General features: G+C 39.1%; 16 protein-coding genes. 13 read left to right on the forward strand and 3 right to left on the reverse strand.

Annotation, left to right across the window (positions count from 1 at the left end; all coding sequences use genetic code 11):
• Positions 1-51: 51 nt before the first annotated feature.
• The 8 genes from EU510_RS05485 (at position 52) to EU510_RS05520 (ending at position 8,955) form a co-directional block, all read left to right on the forward strand.
• Positions 52-702: a peroxiredoxin-like family protein gene (locus tag EU510_RS05485; protein ID WP_149592598.1), complete on the forward strand. Its 651-nt coding sequence runs from the start codon at positions 52-54 to the stop codon at positions 700-702.
• Complete coding sequence (locus tag EU510_RS05490; protein WP_149592599.1) at positions 702-1,469, forward strand: haloacid dehalogenase type II; 768 nt, start codon at positions 702-704, stop codon at positions 1,467-1,469. The genes EU510_RS05485 and EU510_RS05490 overlap by 1 nt, the downstream gene beginning before the upstream one ends.
• Before the next feature lie 219 nt (positions 1,470-1,688).
• Complete coding sequence (locus tag EU510_RS05495) at positions 1,689-2,297, forward strand: PilZ domain-containing protein (protein ID WP_149592600.1); 609 nt, start codon at positions 1,689-1,691, stop codon at positions 2,295-2,297.
• 57 nt (positions 2,298-2,354) lie between these two features.
• On the forward strand, positions 2,355-3,410 hold the full coding sequence (locus EU510_RS05500; RefSeq protein WP_149592601.1) for an agmatine/peptidylarginine deiminase: 1,056 nt from the start codon (positions 2,355-2,357) through the stop codon (positions 3,408-3,410).
• Positions 3,407-4,300, forward strand: a complete 894-nt coding sequence (locus tag EU510_RS05505) for a carbon-nitrogen hydrolase (RefSeq protein ID WP_149592602.1) — start codon at positions 3,407-3,409, stop codon at positions 4,298-4,300. Before EU510_RS05500 ends, EU510_RS05505 begins: the two co-directional genes overlap by 4 nt.
• Positions 4,301-4,371: 71 nt before the next feature.
• A complete protein-coding gene (gene mfd / locus EU510_RS05510) occupies positions 4,372-7,845 on the forward strand; it encodes a transcription-repair coupling factor (protein WP_149592603.1) in 3,474 nt (1,157 codons plus the stop codon).
• Positions 7,845-8,681, forward strand: a complete 837-nt coding sequence (locus EU510_RS05515) for a peptidoglycan binding protein CsiV (RefSeq protein WP_149592604.1) — start codon at positions 7,845-7,847, stop codon at positions 8,679-8,681. Before mfd ends, EU510_RS05515 begins: the two co-directional genes overlap by 1 nt.
• 19 nt (positions 8,682-8,700) lie before the next feature.
• A complete protein-coding gene (locus EU510_RS05520; RefSeq protein ID WP_149592605.1) occupies positions 8,701-8,955 on the forward strand; it encodes a DUF3862 domain-containing protein in 255 nt (84 codons plus the stop codon).
• 44 nt (positions 8,956-8,999) lie between these two features.
• Here EU510_RS05520 and EU510_RS05525 read toward each other — a convergent pair whose 3' ends face one another.
• The 3 genes from EU510_RS05525 to EU510_RS05535 all read right to left on the reverse strand — a co-directional run bounded on the left by EU510_RS05525 (position 9,000) and on the right by EU510_RS05535 (position 13,947).
• The gene (locus EU510_RS05525; protein ID WP_024597376.1) at positions 9,000-10,352 is read right to left on the reverse strand and encodes a hypothetical protein; all 1,353 of its coding nucleotides are present in this window, start codon (positions 10,350-10,352) and stop codon (positions 9,000-9,002) included.
• Between the two features lie 104 nt (positions 10,353-10,456).
• Positions 10,457-12,901: a TonB-dependent receptor gene (locus tag EU510_RS05530; RefSeq protein WP_149592606.1), complete on the reverse strand. Its 2,445-nt coding sequence runs from the start codon at positions 12,899-12,901 to the stop codon at positions 10,457-10,459.
• A gap of 620 nt (positions 12,902-13,521) precedes the next feature.
• Positions 13,522-13,947: a hypothetical protein gene (locus EU510_RS05535; protein WP_149592607.1), complete on the reverse strand. Its 426-nt coding sequence runs from the start codon at positions 13,945-13,947 to the stop codon at positions 13,522-13,524.
• A 339-nt stretch (positions 13,948-14,286) separates the two neighbouring features.
• On the opposite strand from EU510_RS05535, the gene ccoN reads away from it, so the two are divergent.
• The 5 genes from ccoN (at position 14,287) to EU510_RS05560 (ending at position 18,271) form a co-directional block, all read left to right on the forward strand.
• Entirely contained in the window at positions 14,287-15,720 is a 1,434-nt protein-coding gene (gene ccoN, locus EU510_RS05540; RefSeq protein WP_002961515.1) for a cytochrome-c oxidase, cbb3-type subunit I, read from the forward strand.
• 12 nt (positions 15,721-15,732) lie between these two features.
• Complete coding sequence (ccoO, locus tag EU510_RS05545; protein WP_024597379.1) at positions 15,733-16,407, forward strand: cytochrome-c oxidase, cbb3-type subunit II; 675 nt, start codon at positions 15,733-15,735, stop codon at positions 16,405-16,407.
• Positions 16,408-16,413: 6 nt separating this feature from the next.
• The gene (locus EU510_RS05550; RefSeq protein WP_024597380.1) at positions 16,414-16,599 is read left to right on the forward strand and encodes a CcoQ/FixQ family Cbb3-type cytochrome c oxidase assembly chaperone; all 186 of its coding nucleotides are present in this window, start codon (positions 16,414-16,416) and stop codon (positions 16,597-16,599) included.
• Positions 16,596-17,630: a cytochrome-c oxidase, cbb3-type subunit III gene (ccoP, locus tag EU510_RS05555; RefSeq protein ID WP_149592608.1), complete on the forward strand. Its 1,035-nt coding sequence runs from the start codon at positions 16,596-16,598 to the stop codon at positions 17,628-17,630. Before EU510_RS05550 ends, ccoP begins: the two co-directional genes overlap by 4 nt.
• Positions 17,631-17,779: 149 nt before the next feature.
• Positions 17,780-18,271 (forward strand): FixH family protein, encoded by a 492-nt coding sequence (locus tag EU510_RS05560; protein WP_149592609.1) that lies wholly within the window; start codon positions 17,780-17,782, stop codon positions 18,269-18,271.
• Positions 18,272-18,276: the final 5 nt, after the last annotated feature.

Genomic DNA, 18,276 nt, shown 5'->3' on the forward strand with positions numbered 1-18,276 from the left:
AAATATGTAAAACACTATAATTGCAAATAGTCTAATTATTGAGGTTCAATCATGAGTTTAAAAGCGCAAATAGATGCCTATAACGTACAAAAGGATGCCAAGTTACCGGCTGACGTTTTAGCATTAATGAACACTACAAACGAAGAGCTAATTGCACAGCATATTAAAGATAACGCATTGCAAATTGGTCAAAAAGTAGAAAACTTCAACTTAGCTAATCATAACGGCGAAAACATTGAGCTTGCAGATTTACTAAAAAAAGGCCCGGTAATTATTAGCTTTTATCGTGGTGGCTGGTGCCCATATTGTAATTTAGAGCTAAAAGCACTTAACGACTACTTACCGCAATTTAAAACTCAAAGTGCTCAGTTAGTCGCAATATCACCTCAACTGCCTGATGAAACTCTCTCAACCGCACAAAAAAACGACCTTGAGTTTGACGTGCTTTCAGATGTGAGCAATAAAGTAGCTGAGCAATTTGGTTTATTGTTCACACTTGATGAGCGTATTCAGGCGTTATACACACAATTTGGTATTGATTTTGAACACTACTATGGCGATAAAAGCTTTAAATTACCGCTACCCGCTACCTATGTGATAAACCAACAAGGTGTTATTACATACGCATTTTTAAACGAAGACTACACCCTACGCGCAGAACCTTTTGATGTTATGACAGCACTTGAATCGGAGAATAACTAATGTCTATTTTAAAATCGTTAAAAACACTTACTCTTTCACTACTTGTAGGCACAAGCCTTGTATCTGGTTATGCAGTTGCTGATGAACAAAAAGAACAAGCAAAACCTAAAGTGCTTATTTTTGATGTAAACGAAACCCTTCTTGATTTAACGTCAATGCGTACCTCTATTGGTAAAGCACTAGGCGGACGTGAAGATTTATTACCACTGTGGTTTTCAACTATGCTGCACCATTCATTAGTAGATACTGTAAGCGGTAATTATCACGACTTTGGGCAAATCGGTGTGGCGTCACTCCTTATGGTTGCTCAAAACAACAACATTGATATTACAAGTGAACAAGCTAAAACAGCTATTGTTACGCCTCTTTTAACGCTTCCTCCACACAGCGATGTTAAAGAAGGACTGGCAAAACTCAAAGCACAGGGCTATAAGTTAGTAAGCCTTACAAATTCTTCAAACAAAGGTGTAAAGGCACAGTTTGAAAGCGCTGGTTTAATGTCTTACTTTGATGCGCGTTACAGCATTGAAGATATTAAAATTTATAAACCAGACTTACGTGCGTATGAGTGGGTACTTAAAAAGCTAAACGTAGCACCAAATGAAGCAATGATGGTTGCAGCCCATGGCTGGGATGTTGCTGGTGCAAAAGAAGCGGGCTTACAAACCACTTTTATAGCACGCCCAGGTAAAGCACTTTATCCATTAGCTAGAAAACCAGATCACGTGGTGAAAGATTTACATGAATTAGCCGCTCTACTTAAATAAGTATGCGCTGATGAATCAATACCCAAGCGGCCAATGTTAGGATGACATTGGCCGCTTTTTTATAACTAACTCTAAATATGTCTTATGTATTTATTCTGATAATCAGTATGTTAAAAATTGAATGTAAACAAAGCATTTAGCCCGCTACACGTTATTTTATCTGCTAGCAATTTAGAACTCACAACGCTACTATTAAATAAATACGTGGTGGAGAACATAATGAATAGTGAAAGATTAGGTGAGTTTGAGCAGTACTTTCAAATTGATGAAAGCATAAGAGTAAATTTATTCCCCGTATCAAACGGACAAGTTCCTAAATCGCAGCTTGAGCTTGAAGACGACATTCCCCCACTGTTTAGATTAGCAAATGAAGTAAGTGAGCTTGAGCAAAGCTCGTTACGCCCACTGCGTAACTTAGGCGATATAGCACAAGAGCTAGCTACTTTTTTACAAGCGCAGTCACGTAAAATAGATTTAATAATGAGCCATATTTTGGCCTCAGAACAAGCCCAAGATAACGCAATACAATGTGATAGCTATGGCGGTGGCGGTATTCGTTTTACATCACCTGAAGTACACTCAATTGGCCAAGCATTTAGAACTAAACTGTTTTTACATCACGAAGCATCTGCTGTGTACTGTTACACCGAAGTTGTGGCAGTAGAAAAACAAGATAATGAACATTACCAATACACTATGCTCTTTACTGCAATTAGAACCACTGACCAAGAACTTATTGTTAGAGCGAGTTTACATGCTCAAACCCGCCAACTTAAAAAACGTCAAGAACTTGATCAAAATCAAGGCGACCTAAACAGTGATAATTAGCTGACATCTTTATGTAAAATGCTAAACTAGCGCCATCTTAATTAGTATATAAAATCCATGAACTTTAGACTTTTACCAGAATGGGCCGAGCAAGACGCTGTTATGCTTACATGGCCTCACAAAGACACCGATTGGGCCGACAACTTAGCGCTTGTAGAACCTGTATATGTTGAACTTGCTAAACACATAACAACGCAGCAACAGCTTGTTATTGTGGCGCATAACAGTGCCTTAAAAATGCATATTACAGCATTACTAAATAGTGCTAACGTCTCTCTTAATCGTGTTCATTTTGTAGTAACGCCTACCAACGATACCTGGGCGCGCGATCATGGTCCACTTACTTGCGCCGCTATTGATTCACCAGAGCAATTAAAAGTATATGATTTTACTTTTAATGGTTGGGGCAATAAGTTTGAAAGCGCATTAGACAATCAAATTAATCGTACTTTGGTAAAAGAGCTAAGTAGCACAAACAACCAATATCAAGCGCTCGAGATGGTACTTGAAGGTGGCGGTATTGAAATAAACGAGCATGGTGTTTTACTAACAACCAGTGAGTGTTTGCTTAATAAAAACCGTAACCCTGATTTAAACCCAAATGATATTGAAGCACTTTTAAAAGAGCACTTAGGCGCGACGAGTTTTTTATGGGTTGAACATGGCTATTTAGCGGGCGATGACACCGACAGCCACATTGATACTTTAGTACGTTTTGCACCAAATAATACCCTGGTCTATGTGCAGTGTGACGATAAAACTGATGAGCACTACAGCGCACTTGATGCGATGGAAAAACAACTAAAAACCTTTAAAACTGCCGATAACACCCCATATAACTTAATTGAGTTACCGTGGCCAAAAGCCGCTTATGACGATGAGCAAACACGCTTACCGGCTACCTACGCTAACTACTTAATTATTAATAATGCTGTGCTTGTGCCAACATATAATGATGTCAATGATGAACGTGCTCTTGCACAAGTTCAAAAAGCATACCCACAACACACTATTATTGGCGTAAATTGCCAACCAATAATTGAACAATTTGGCAGCCTGCACTGTATTACAATGCAATTACCTCGTGGATTTTTAGCTGGAGCAGCACAATGATAAGCCCTGCAAAATTAACTGTTGCGTTAGTGCAACAAAGCAATACCGATAACGCTCAGCACAATATGGAAAAATCAATGAGTGCCATTCGTGAAGCCGCTCAAAAAGGTGCAAAACTAGTTGTACTCCAAGAGCTACACAGAAGCCTCTATTTTTGCCAAACCGAAAATGTTGACGTATTTGATTTAGCCGAAACTATTCCGGGACCTAGCAGTAATGCCTTAGGTGAGCTTGCTAAAGAGCTAAGCATTGTTATTGTGGCCTCTTTATTTGAAAAACGCGCCACGGGCCTTTATCACAACACCGCAGTTGTATTAGAGCAAGATGGCAGTATTGCAGGTAAATACCGCAAAATGCATATTCCTGATGACCCAGGTTTTTACGAAAAATTTTACTTTACCCCGGGTGATATCGGTTTTGAGCCTATTCAAACCTCAGTGGGTAAATTAGGCGTGCTAGTATGTTGGGATCAATGGTTTCCTGAAGCGGCGCGTTTAATGGCAATGGCAGGCGCTGAGGTATTAATTTACCCAACAGCTATTGGTTGGGATACAAACGACGACGTTGCTGAGCAAACTCGTCAAAAAGATGCCTGGGTGATTTCCCAGCGTGCTCATGCTGTTGCCAATGGTGTGCCGGTAATTAGTTGTAATCGCGTAGGCCATGAAAGTGACCCAAGCGGACAAAGCGATGGTATTGCGTTTTGGGGAAATTCGTTCATTGCAGGCCCACAAGGTGAGTTACTAGCCGAGGCTAATAATACTGATGAGCAAATTTTAGTGGTAGAAATTGATCAAAAACGCTCAGAAAACGTAAGACGTATTTGGCCTTTCTTACGTGATAGACGAATTGATCATTATAAAGACCTAACAAAAATATACCGAGACTAAGTAACCTGCGCTCTGGTTAAATAATATAATGGCTCTTAGTTGCTAAGAGCCAACTATAAATGGAGTAATAAATGGCGTTTGAGCAATGGGCAGCCTTGCCTTGGGTAAAATCTCAAAAAGATAAAATTCAATGGGGCCAGCTAAGCGGAAGTGGTTTAAGTATTGCCATTGCTGAGGGCGTTAAACAACAAGACAACTTAGTCTTAATTGTTACGCCGGATACACCAAGCGCACTTCGCCTTGAAACAGAATTAGAATATTTATTACCCGATAACCCGGTCATGGTATTTCCTGATTGGGAAACTTTGCCGTACGATCACTTTTCCCCCCATCAAGATATTATTTCATCCCGTTTAGCTACCTTAAACACCTTAAAAAAAGAACAACAAAGTGTGTTAATTGTGCCTGTATCTACTTTAATGTTGCGCACAGCCCCGGCCTCATTTATTTACGGTTCAACAATAAACTTTAAAGTAGGCGACAAACTAGACACTCACAACTTTCGTGACAATTTAGAGCAAGCTGGTTACTTAAATGTTCAACAAGTAATGGAGCACGGCGAATACGCTATACGCGGCTCTATCGTTGACTTATACCCAATGGGTAGCCCGCACCCATTTAGACTCGACTTTTTTGATGACGAACTCGATACCATTCGCTTATTTGATGTAGAAACGCAGCGTTCTGATGAAAAAGTAGATAAAATTGAGCTACTTCCAGCGCATGAGTTTCCCACTAACGACGCTGATATTGAACGTTTTAGAATAAGTTACCGCGAAAAATTTGGTGCAAGCTCGCAGCAAGACTCTGTATACATGCAAGTAAGCAAAGGTAACTGGCCTGCAGGTATTGAATACTACATGCCGTTGTTTTTTGAAAAGCTAGCGACTATTTTTGACTACCTGCCAGATACAACAACTGTTATGCAACTGGGTGATTTAGAGCATGCCGCAGATAACTTTTGGCACGATGTAAATGTACGCTATGAAAACCGCAGAGTTGACCCACTTCGTCCATTACTAGAGCCCAATGCGCTTTATCAGCCTATTGAAGAGCTGTTTTCTAATTTAGGCAATTTTGCACGTATTAGATTATCCCTTGCAAAGCTTGGCACTAAAGCAGGTAATAAAAACTTAAGCGTTAGCGAGCTGCCAGCCATTCGAATTGATCATAAACATCATGAACCTTATGGCGCGTTTATAAATTATGTAGCAGAGCAAAAAAAGAAAAAAGGCCGCATATTACTCAGTGTTGAATCGGACGGTCGTCGCGAATCATTACTGAGCATTTTAAAACCAAGCGGTTTAAAATTTAAAGAATTTGAAACACTTGAACAATTTATAAAAAGTGCAAGTGACGTAGGCCTAATAGTAAGCCCCCTCGAGCAAAGTGTAGTACTTGGCACTAAACCAAGCCTTTCTATTATTACCGAGCAAGAACTGCTTGGTATAAAAGTATCTCAGCGCAGACGCCGCAAACACAAGTACGAAGCCAGCCAAGATGCACTAATCCGTAACTTAGCCGAGCTTAAAGAAGGTCAACCTGTCGTGCATCTCGATCACGGTGTTGGCCGTTATCAAGGTTTGCAAACCATTGATGCTGCAGGTGTAGTTACAGAGTTTGTGACAATTACTTACGCAAGTGAAGCTAAATTATACGTGCCAGTATCTGCATTGCATATGCTTAGTCGTTATTCTGGCGGTGAAGAAGCTAGCGCCCCGCTGCATAAACTTGGATCAGATGCTTGGGAAAAAGCTAAAAAACGTGCGGCTGAAAAAGTTCGCGATGTAGCCGCTGAATTACTTGATATTTATGCTCAGCGCCAAGCAAAACCGGGTAATAAATTTACCCTAGATGCCCCCGCATATCGTCAATTTAGCGATAGCTTCCCGTTTGAAGAAACTGACGATCAACGCAACGCTATAGAAGCGGTATTAGGTGATATGCAATCAAAGCAAGCCATGGACCGCTTAGTGTGTGGTGACGTAGGCTTTGGTAAAACAGAAGTGGCCATGCGCGCTGCTTTTATAGCAGTTAACGATGATAAACAGGTAGCCATTTTAGTACCTACTACCTTGCTGGCTCAACAACACTATGAAAACTTTAAAGACCGCTTTGCTGATTTCCCAATTGAAGTCGGGGTGCTTTCGCGCTTTAACTCCACTAAAGAGCAAAAAGACACGCTTGAAAAAATGGCCAACGGTAAGCTCGATATAGTTATTGGCACACACAAACTTATTCAACAAGATATTAAATTTAACGATTTAGGCTTACTCATTGTTGATGAAGAACATCGCTTTGGTGTTCGCCAAAAAGAGAAAATTAAAGCACTGCGCGCCGATGTAGACATACTCACACTGACTGCAACGCCAATACCTCGTACACTCAACATGGCCATGAGCGGCATGCGCGATTTATCGATAATCGCAACACCACCGGCTAAACGTTTAGCGGTAAAAACCTTTGTACGCCAACGAGATGTAGAACTAATACGCGAAGCGGTACTGCGAGAAATTAAACGCGGTGGCCAAGTTTATTTTTTACATAACAACGTAGAAACTATCGAACGTGTTGCACAAGAAATTAGTGAATGGGTACCTGAAGCCAGTGTAACTACAGCCCACGGTCAAATGCGCGAGCAAGAGCTTGAGCAAATAATGACTGACTTTTATCATCAAAAATACAACGTACTGGTATGTACCACGATTATCGAAACCGGTATTGATGTGCCTACGGCTAATACCATTATCATGGACAGAGCAGACAAACTAGGGCTTGCGCAATTACACCAATTACGCGGACGAGTGGGTCGAAGCCACCATCAAGCGTATGCCTACTTACTAACAGGTGACCCTAAAGCCCTTTCTAAAGATGCGAGTAAACGCTTACAAGCAATTGAATCATTAGAGGATTTAGGTGCAGGTTTTGCCCTTGCTACACATGACTTAGAAATTCGTGGTGCGGGAGAGCTACTTGGCGATGATCAATCAGGCCAAATGCAAACCATCGGCTTTAGTTTGTATATGGAAATGCTCGAACAAGCAGTAAATGCGCTGCGAGAAGGTAAAGAGCCAACGCTTGAGAACCTACTTCAAAAACAAACCGAAGTAGATTTAAAGCTGGCTGCATTATTACCTGATGACTACATACACGATGTTAATGCACGCTTGGGTATGTATAAGCGCATTGCAAGTTGTGCTAACCTTGATGATATGGATGAACTACAGGTAGAACTAATAGACCGCTTTGGTTTACTACCTGATGCTGCTAAAAACCTATTTAGCCTACAATTATTAAAAATGAAGGCTAGTAATTTAGGTATAACTAAAATTGAGGCAAACCCAAAAGGTGGTTACTTTGAGTTTAGCCAAGATACCAAGGTTAACCCTAGCTTCATCATTGGCTTGATACAAAGTGCGCCTAAGGTGTACAAAATGGATGGCGCAAATAAACTGCGCTTTGCAATTAGTGAGGCAAATGCCCGCGAACGCTTAAAAATGGTCACTGCAATGATTGCAGATTTCGAAAAAAAGGTTAGCCATTAATGTTGCTAAAAAAATCGCTTATTGTTTTATGCTGCTTATTTAGCAGCACTGCATTTGCAGAACGCTGGTTTGAGGTTGAGGTGCTTGTATTTAAACAGCGCCCTGCCCCGTATTTACAAGAAGACTTTAGCCTTAAGCACAAAGCTATTGAAGATAAAAATACGCTAGACTTACTGACCCCTCTTTATACTGAACAAGCAATGCAGGCCTGCATAGATGGCGACGAGCGTTTTCAAAAACGCACTTTTACTGATTCATTAGTTAATTCAAACCCGCAATCGGGTGTATGCGATGACAGTATTAACTACCTACAAAGTTACGATGAGCTACCTGTAACGCCTTTAGCTCCCGCTAAAGATGATATGCAGCAAACTTATTTATTAGCGCCGCAACAGCTGCAATTTAAAGCGCAATATAGGCAACTAGACCGCAAAGGCTTAACACCTATTCTACATACTGGCTGGCGCTTTGAAGGCGCAAGTAAGTCACGTGCCCCAAGTATACATTTAATAGCGGGTAAGCATCTTAAAAATGAACCTAATATAACACCTAGCTATTCAAATCCTGATTTTGTAAGTTTATTAAATTCACAACCGGCGCTATTTAACGACCCAGATCAATCAAAAGCAGAATGGGAGCTAGACGGTTTATTTAAAATACATTTACGACATTATTTATACATAACAGCTAATTTTGATATTAGCCAAAAGCTAGAAAGTGGCGATATAGAGTCAGCCCGCTTTTCTCAGTTTAGACGTGTAATTAGTGGTGAAGTACATTACTTTGACCATCCACGAATGGGCATGATTGTCCAAATCAGAAAATTCAAACATTAATATTAAGTAGGATATAACAATGAAAAAACTCCTTATCATCGCAGCTACATTAAGCCTTGCGGCTTGTTCTAAGGTAAGTCTTGAAAATTATGAAAAAATTAAAGTAGGCATGGATAAGACTGAAGTTGAAACTATTTTAGGCAGTGCTGATAACTGTGTTGAAAAAACACTGCATACTAACTGTATATGGGGCGATGAAGCAAAAAATATCGAGATCACTCTAGTATCAGACAAAGTAACTTTATATAGCAGACATGGCTTAGCTGATAAATAAACTACCCAAATATTAAGGGCTGATTGTATCAGCCCTTTTTTAACTCATTTTTTGGAGTAAATAAGCTCAATATTAACGATTTTACTGCGATTTAGCGTTATTTTATAGCGTTGATAAAGTGTTTTATCTTCCTCAGTTAGAACAAGTACCATATTTAATTGATAACGCCTTTCTACAGCCTGCTTAGAGATTTTATTACTGTCTAAATGATATAACTTCCCTTCACCACGTTTTAAATAACGAGCAAATGGCGCAAGATTAAATTGTAGCGTGTGCTGAAGTGTATCGTAGCCGGGCAAAAATTCTTTTGCACTAACACGTGTCTCACTTGCAAAGTGTAACCACTGCGCAGCTTGCTTATTTTGTTGACGACGTTTTGAAAAAATAGATTTCACTTCTTTAGGTATTTTCTTAAAGCGCATATATTCAAGCCAAATTAGCTGACTCGCTACTTTGTCTTTGGTAATACTATTTTTAAAACTAAATCGCCACTTAGGTCGCCCTTGTACAATGGCTCGCCAAATCATACGTGTAATATCTTCTTTAAATATTTCACGTAGCCCGTAAATAACCCCTAAAATTAAAATAAGCGTCGCAGTGACTTCCGTAAACGTTGAGCGAGCATTGAGTATTACAACCATCACAAATGCCATGATAACGGCTGTTACAGTGCCTTTAACTAATCGTTTAAGGTAGCTGTTAAGAAACCGCGTTTGACGCTGTAATATTACGCCGTGCTCTATTAAGCGTTGTAACAAACGCATTTTATTTGTTATTCGATTGGCGTCTTGCATGGTCGTTTCAGAGTTGTAACTTTTCTCTGCTCGATACGTATTTTCGCTTTTACAAAACTGCAGTAAATCGTTACGCTCCTTTGCATAATCACTACTACGTGGGCCTTCATCTAAAAGCTTTAAAAAAGATTGCTCAACATGCCAACTTAAATAGTTATCAGCATTGGTAAAAAATGGCAGTAGTTTTTCGTCATCTGGTGTGTAGCGACGCAGCTTTTTTAAAAGCCCTTCGCTTTGCTCATATACTTCGTTAGCACGTTTATAAAAGTCTTCGGCTTCATCAATTTTTAACGCGTCTTTTATATCGGCATCAAGTGCTAAACGCACTTGGTAACAAAATAAATTAAGATTTTGCCGGTAATCTTGTTGCTCACCTTTGTTTTTACTAACAAAACGGCTTCGCACTAAAGGCAAGTGTATATTGTTAGCGTTATACGCTAAATGTGATTTAAAGTGGTTATTAAAGTAAGATTCTTCGGTAAGTGTTTGCGGATTAATCCCCATTTCATTAGGGATAGAAAAATACAGATCTATGCGCTGCTCAGAACGAGGAGTTAGCTCTGGCTCAATGACAAAAGATAAGTTTTCATCTTGTTTTAACAATCAGTTCTCCTTTTAAAATATCGTTTTAGTGTACTTGTCTCCTTTGTTTTGTTCAATAAAAAAGGCCCAGTAAATACTGAGCCTTAATACGATTAATGTGCTAGTTAAAACTTGTAGTTTACACTTGCAAAAATACGTGAACCAATTACATCGTAAACCTCAGGAACTGTACCCATATCGCTACCACCTAATACTTTCTCAGGCTCTTTATCGAAGATGTTGTTCATACCACCAGTAAATCTCAATGCGTCATTCAAGTTATAGCTCATTGAAACATCGTGGTAAATAATGTTGTCAGTACTAAAATTTTCGCCGTAGTATTCACCATCCATTCCACGAATGAATCGTGCGTTATAGAGGATGTTTAATGAATCGGTAAGATCGTAATTAACTGAAAGGTTAGACTTTATTTTAGAATAGCCACCAAAGTTGCCATCGATAGTACCTGTATAATTAATGTCATCTTCTTCAAACTTAATTAGATAAGTTGTATCAAGATTGATCTTGTATCTATCACCAGTGTAACTAATATTCCAATCAACCCCAGATGTTTTTTGAGAACCAACATTAGTTAGTACAGAGGTTAAGTCAGATAAATCACCAGCTTGAGTCACTTTAATTGATGAACATGAATCTGTATCGCCTGCAAAACAAGAATTCAATTCATTCTGAACATCCAAGCGAGTAATTGCATTAGTAATATCAAACTTCCAGTAATCTAAAGTACTTGATAAGCCATCAGTAACTTCCCAAACCATACCAAAAGTGAATGAACGGCTTTCTTCAGCTTGTAGGTCATCATCACTTGCACGGTTTACAAGTATTTGAGCATCTGTAGCATTTTCCCATGGATCGGATAAGTAATCATAAGAACCTGAATTTCCGCCAAATAATTCAGCAACATTTGGTGCTCTAAAGCCAGTAGCTAATACAGAGCGAACCATAAATTCATCAGTTACATTCCAAGTGGCACCTAGTTTCCAGGTAATTTCACCACCAAAGGTAGAATAATTATCGTAACGAGCCGCACCTTCTAATGATACAGACTCCAAGACTGGCATTGATGTCTCAAAATAGACCGACTGTACAGAATAGTCGCCATCTGTAGAATCCTGCTGTGCTGAAGAACTTTCGCCTAATTGAGTAATTAAATCTGGGGTATAAAAACCACTTTCAAAACGGTTTTCAATACCTATAGCATAACCAATATCACTTTCTGTTACATTGCTGTATCCAGCAGAAAGAACGAACTGCTCATTGCCCCCTTCATTATTCTCCATAAATATTGAATTATTAGCTGTTAAGAAGTCGCGTTCTAGAGGCTCGCCACTAAACCAAATATCCTGATTAGCATAAATACTTTCTTCTACTCTTACGGCGTTAATTGAATTTTTTACGCTATCCTTTGAGTCATTTCGCCCATAAGTAGCACTTATATCCCAGCTAGCATCATTATCTAAAAGTCCCTGTAAAGACACTGAGGCTCTGTAAGTATCAGTTTCTTGTTCATAGAGGCGAGGACCAGCATCAGTCATTCTTCTTTTATATTCTAATGTATCATCTAGCGTACCATTTTTAGAAAATGAATTGGTATATTTAGTATTAAGTCTACTGGTTTTTAAATCGATAGTTATCGGTTGCGGTGCTAATTGTTGTGATGATTCACGACGCGTGTACATTAAATCGATATTTAAAGTAGTGTCTGAATCAAGTTCAGTATCGTAGCTTGTGAAGAGGCTATACAAATCATTGGGAGTTTGTGCATAGCTAGATGTAGTGAAATCATAAGACGTTGTTCTATCTTTAAAATCACCATTACCATCTGATGTTTTACCGCCTAATGTACCTTGTGGTATCCAAGATGATTGCCCTGCATCCACAAAGCGTCGATCAGATTGAATTATTTCTCCGCGACCAGAGTACTGAGCGCCAACGACAAAGTTACCATCCGCTACCTGCATACCGTGGAGTATACTAAAACCGTAATTATTCCCGTCATTCTTTGTTGTTCTACTTCCGTCAATATTAAGTTCCGTGCCTTCAAAATCTTTTTTAGTGATTATATTTACAACACCAGCTATGGCATCAGAACCATATACTGCAGACGCACCATCTTTTAATATCTCAATAGATTTAATCATTGCAACTGGAATAGTATTTAAATCGACAGAAGAGTCAGCGCCAGTACCAGATGACACCATTCTGCGGCCATTCAATAGAACCAAGGTACGTTGAGAGCTCATGCCACGTAAGTTTACTGTTGCAGAACCACCTGAACCGTTATTACTAGTACCACCTAAGCTTGTACCTGCAACTGAAGGTTGATTTGAAAGTACATCAGCAACTGATGTATAACCACTTTTGGTAATAAAATCATCGCCAATGACGGTAATAGGGCTTGACGTCTCCATATCAGTGCGATTAATACGAGAACCCGTCACTTGAATTTTTTCGATTGATTTTGCAGCTTCGTCTGCCGCTAAAACTTGCACACTTGAGAACATTGGGATCGCTGCAATTACAGCTAAACCAAGAGTTGATTTTTTCATGAAAGAACCCTACTTGTTGGAAATTTACCTTTATTGGTAATGCTCACTTTTTATTAGAATAGTGAGTCAGGCGGGCAACTTAGGCGCCTTTAACTGAACGAAAACTTAATGATAGCTCAATTTATATCATGCAATAAGATGAGATAACTACTTTAGGTACATAGGTTACGTTATGTTTCAGTATTAATTAATAAATACGATTTAAAAACAGTAACCTAACAAAAAACCGAAACATTCGAAAAACACCTGAAACCAAAGTGATTCACTTTGTAATCAAATGTAATCAACTGAGCTACGTACCAAAAATAGATAAATTAACAACTTAATCACAGCACATTATTAAAACCGTAAAACTAAATGTTAATTAATAACCATATTTATGCATGCTTGGTGCTTAAACAGTCTTATTTAGCCATTTGGGAAGATTTTTTGATTAGATTCTTTATTCAGTTGTAATTAAAGTTGAACTTTTTGAGGGCACTCATTCACTCTAGAAGTTTTATCTTTTTCAAAACCTAAAAAGGAAATTTTATTGATCTTCTCACTCAAATAACCGTATGTATGAGAAAACGAACTCACATCAAAATGTAAGCTGTATGCAAGAGTTTGCAGCCGTAACTTTAATACGTTACGTAAAAAGAGTAATTGAGAGTTTGTATTACAGAAGTGGCATTATTTTTAACGGTTAGTTCTAAATTCCAGAGCATATTTTGCTCAGAACAAATGCCAACCATTGTATTACTTTGCCACAGGCCATCGTGTTGTTTAAATTGTTGGGGAATATACCCCATATACATAGTGATGCCTTTAAGCTTGGCATCTTCAATTGTAATGTTTGCAGGTAAATCACTGAAAATAGTAAATGGAGTTTCGGGGGAAAGGGTTTTCTCGCTTAACCATACTTTAACACCGTTTGAAAAAGTACACGGAAAATTAGCTTCGCATATGCCATTTTTAAGAAATTCTTTATCTGTGTTTTTAGAAAAATCACACGCTGTTAATAAAAAAAACACCGCCGTAAATAAACTTAACCTATATGTATGCATAACAATTTCGCACTAAAGAAAAGCAAATACTAATAATCGTGACTGTAAATAACAAGTGCGAGTGTTACTATTAGGCCAAATTAGGCACAAACTGTATCAAAAAATAAACAACAAGCTCACAAAGTTTGATTGATGTCATAATTTTATGTAATTGACCTATCTTTTTTAGGCCAAAAAATTTATCATTTCACCCGCAAAAAATAAGGGTTTCTCAAGTTTTTTTCTGAAGTTTTCATGTATTGAAAGTTTTAGGTAACACGCTTGAGAAAAATAGTAGGCCCCACTTTTAATAGTGGGTAATTCATTTCTAAACGCATTTATTGCAGCGGAAGCCAGAAAATGAGCCAAACAGTAGCATCACAAACTGAGTATAACTATAAGGTTGTACGCCAATTCGCTATTATGACAGTGATTTGGGGCATCGTTGGCATGAGTATTGGGGTTCTGATTGCTGCCCAATTAGCTTGGCCAGCACTTAACTTTGATACACCATGGTTAACTTACTCTCGACTACGTCCGTTACACACGAACGCAGTAATTTTCGCATTTGGTACTAGTGCACTGTTTGCGACGTCTTATTACGTCGTACAACGTACTTGTCAAACGCGTCTTTTCTCAGACAAACTCGCCGCCTTTTCATTTTGGGGCTGGCAGCTAGTTATTGTATTAGCAGTAATTACATTACCACTTGGTATTACTAGCTCAAAAGAATACGCAGAACTTGAATGGCCAATCGATATTTTAATCGCTGTGGTTTGGATTGTTTACGCTATTGTATTCTTTGGTACTTTAATCAAGCGTAAAGTCTCGCACATTTATGTTGCTAACTGGTTCTATGCTGGCTTTATTATTACTGTTGCAGTACTACACATTGTAAACAGCATGGCAGTGCCTGTGTCGTTAACTAAATCATACTCAATCTACGCAGGTGCGGTAGATGCTATGGTTCAGTGGTGGTACGGTCATAACGCTGTAGGTTTCCTATTAACTGCTGGTTTCTTGGGTATGATGTATTACTTTGTACCAAAACAAGCAGGTCGCCCAGTTTACTCATACCGTTTATCGGTAGTTCACTTTTGGGCACTAATTTCATTATATATCTGGGCAGGTCCTCACCACCTTCACTACACTGCGCTTCCTGATTGGACGCAAAGTTTAGGTATGGTTATGTCTATTATCCTATTCGTACCGTCTTGGGGTGGTATGATTAACGGTATTATGACCCTATCAGGCGCATGGCATAAACTGCGTACTGATCCAGTACTGCGCTTCTTAGTTGTTTCATTGTCTTTCTACGGTATGTCTACGTTCGAAGGCCCTATGATGGCAATTAAATCTGTAAATGCGTTATCTCACTACACAGATTGGACAATCGGCCACGTACACTCAGGTGCACTAGGTTGGGTTGCTATGATTTCAATTGGTGCTATTTACCACTTAATTCCTGCGTTATTTGCGCAAGGTCGTATGTATAGCGTTAAATTAGTTAATACCCACTTCTGGTTACACACAGTAGGTGTTGTTTTATACATTGTTGCAATGTGGATCTCTGGTGTAATGCAGGGTCTAATGTGGCGTGCGGTAAATGCCGACGGTACATTAATGTACAGCTTTGTGCAGTCTTTAGAAGCGTCGCATCCTTTCTACATTATGCGTTTTGTAGGCGGTGTATTCATCGTAACAGGCATGTTAGTTATGGCTTATAACGTTTTCCGTACAATTTCAGCTGAGAAAGAATCTCTGAAGTTAGACGCGCAAGCACAATTAGCATAACGGAGTGAGATGATGAGCAATAAAAATTCACAAAACAAACATGAAATAGTAGAAAAGAACGTTGGCCTTATGGCTATTCTGACTGTTTTTGCTATCAGCTTTGGTGCATTAGTTGAAATTACTCCGCTAATGTTCCAAGACGACACAACTAAACCAGTAGAAGGCCTACGCCCTCTTAATGCTTTAGAAATGGAAGGCCGTGACATATATGTACGTGAAGGTTGTTATAACTGTCACTCACAAATGATCCGTCCTTTTCGTGATGAAGTTGAGCGTTACGGTCACTACTCTGTAGCAGGCGAATCAGTATGGGATCACCCTTTCCAATGGGGTTCTAAACGTACTGGCCCTGACCTTGCTCGCGTTGGTAAACGTTACTCGGACGATTGGCATTATGCTCACTTAGTTGACCCACGTGCTGTGGTTCCTGAGTCGAATATGCCAGGTTTTCCTTGGTTAGCAGAGGATAAGGTAGATACAAGCCTGACTCTGAAAAAACTACAAATTTTCCGTGATACTTTTGCTATTAACCCAGAAAACCCTAAACACCCGGGCCTAGGTTATGGCAGCGACGAAGAACTTAAAGCTGATGTTGAAAAAGTTAACGCTATGAATAACGGCGAAGGCGCAACAGAAATCCAAGCTCTAATCGCGTATTTACAGCAACTTGGTACCCACTTGAAGTAAATTATTATGGATTACGGAACATACAGAGGCATTTTGACTCTGGTAATTTTAGTATTGTTTATTGTGATTGTTGTATGGGCATACAGCAAACGTAGCAAAAATCGTTTTGATAGCGCTGCTAATGCCATTTTTGAAGATGAAAAAAAACATAACAACACACTCTCTAACGAGGAAAAGGAGTCTGAAAAATGACTAGCTTTTGGAGTATTTGGGTTATTGTATTAACCCTTGCATGCTTATGCATCATCTTTGGCCTATTAGTTTGGAACTTAAAAAACTATGCTGGCGTAAAAGAAGGTGAAAGCTGTGGACATGAATTTGACGGCATTGAAGAGCTAAATAATCCACTACCAAAATGGTGGACTTACATGTTTTTCGCAACTTTTATTTGGTCAGTATATTACCTTGCAGCTTACCCAGGTTTAGGCAACTGGGAAGGTTTAGGTAAATGGACTAGTTCTAACCAAGGTATTACGTCTTTAGCTGAATCTAAAAAAGCAGTTGCAGAGGCCAAAGAAGAAGGTCGTTTTGTTAAACTTGATAAAGAATACGAAGCTGCAGAAGAACGCTTTGGTCCTATTTTTAATCGACTCGCACAAGTGCCGGTTTTAGATTTAGTTAATTCTAAGTTTGAAGGTGACGCAGCGCAGCAAGTTGCTCTTGAAAATGGTGATAAACATGAACAAACAGATGGTCAATTAGCCATCGAAATTGGTCAGCGTTTATTCTCACAAAACTGTGCGCAATGTCACGGTTCTGATGCACGTGGTGGAACAGGCTTCCCTAACCTAACTGATAAAGATTGGTTATATGGCGGTACACCAGACAAAATTAGAGAAACACTGCTTAATGGCCGCATAGCTGCAATGCCAGCTTGGGGCGATGCTCTTGGTGAGCAAGGCGTTAAAGAAATGACAGCACATGTGCTGAGCCTTTCTGGCCGTACTGTTAACCAAAAAGATGCAGCTGCAGGTAAAGCTAAGTTTGCTATGTGTGCCGCATGTCACGGTGCTGACGGTAAAGGGTCGGTTGCACATAACCTACCATTTGGCGCGCCTAACCTGACTGATAACATTTGGTTATACGGTGGTTCTCAACGTGCTGTTGAAGAAACGCTTAACCACGGCCGTGCTGGTGTAATGCCTGCTTGGAAAGACATTTTAGGTGAAGATAAGATTCACTTATTAACAGCCTACGTTTACAGTTTATCGCAAGATAAATAAGCACGCGGTTAATAAAATGTTTATAAATTAATTTATTTAATTCAATAGATTAATCCAGATCAAAAAAGCCTCCACTGTGAGGCTTTTTTTTAGTCTTTTACGTATAATTCCTATAAAATAACACTTCCTAAACTAACTTTAGAGATACTATGCAACCTACTCCGTGGTATAAAAATTTTTGGCCTTGGTTTTTAATCTTTTTTCCGTTAGTTGCCATTATTGGGTGCATAACATTAATTATTACTGCTGTGGGCAATGGCCCAGATATGGTAGTAGATGATTACTACAAAAAAGGTAAAGCTATTAATTTAGAGCTTACTAAGTTTGAAAAAGCCAAAGCATTATTCTTACATGGCGAGCTTAATGTTACTAATGAACGCGTTAGTTTTAAATTTACTAAAGGCGATTATAGTAATGTGCCTGCGTTAAAATTATCATTTTATCATCGCACCATCAAAGCCCATGACTTTGCCGCCACACTAACTTCAAATGCGAATAAAGAATTTACCGCTCTACTCGATAACTACACACCGGGCGCGTACTCTGTATTTATAGAGCCTGTGGATGGAAGCTGGAAGTTAAAAGAAAACATTACTCTACCGACGGCGGAAACCGTTTTAGTTACCCCTAACTATAAGTAATCATT

Source organism: Pseudoalteromonas sp. FUC4, assembly GCF_008370255.1.
GTDB lineage: Bacteria > Pseudomonadota > Gammaproteobacteria > Enterobacterales > Alteromonadaceae > Pseudoalteromonas.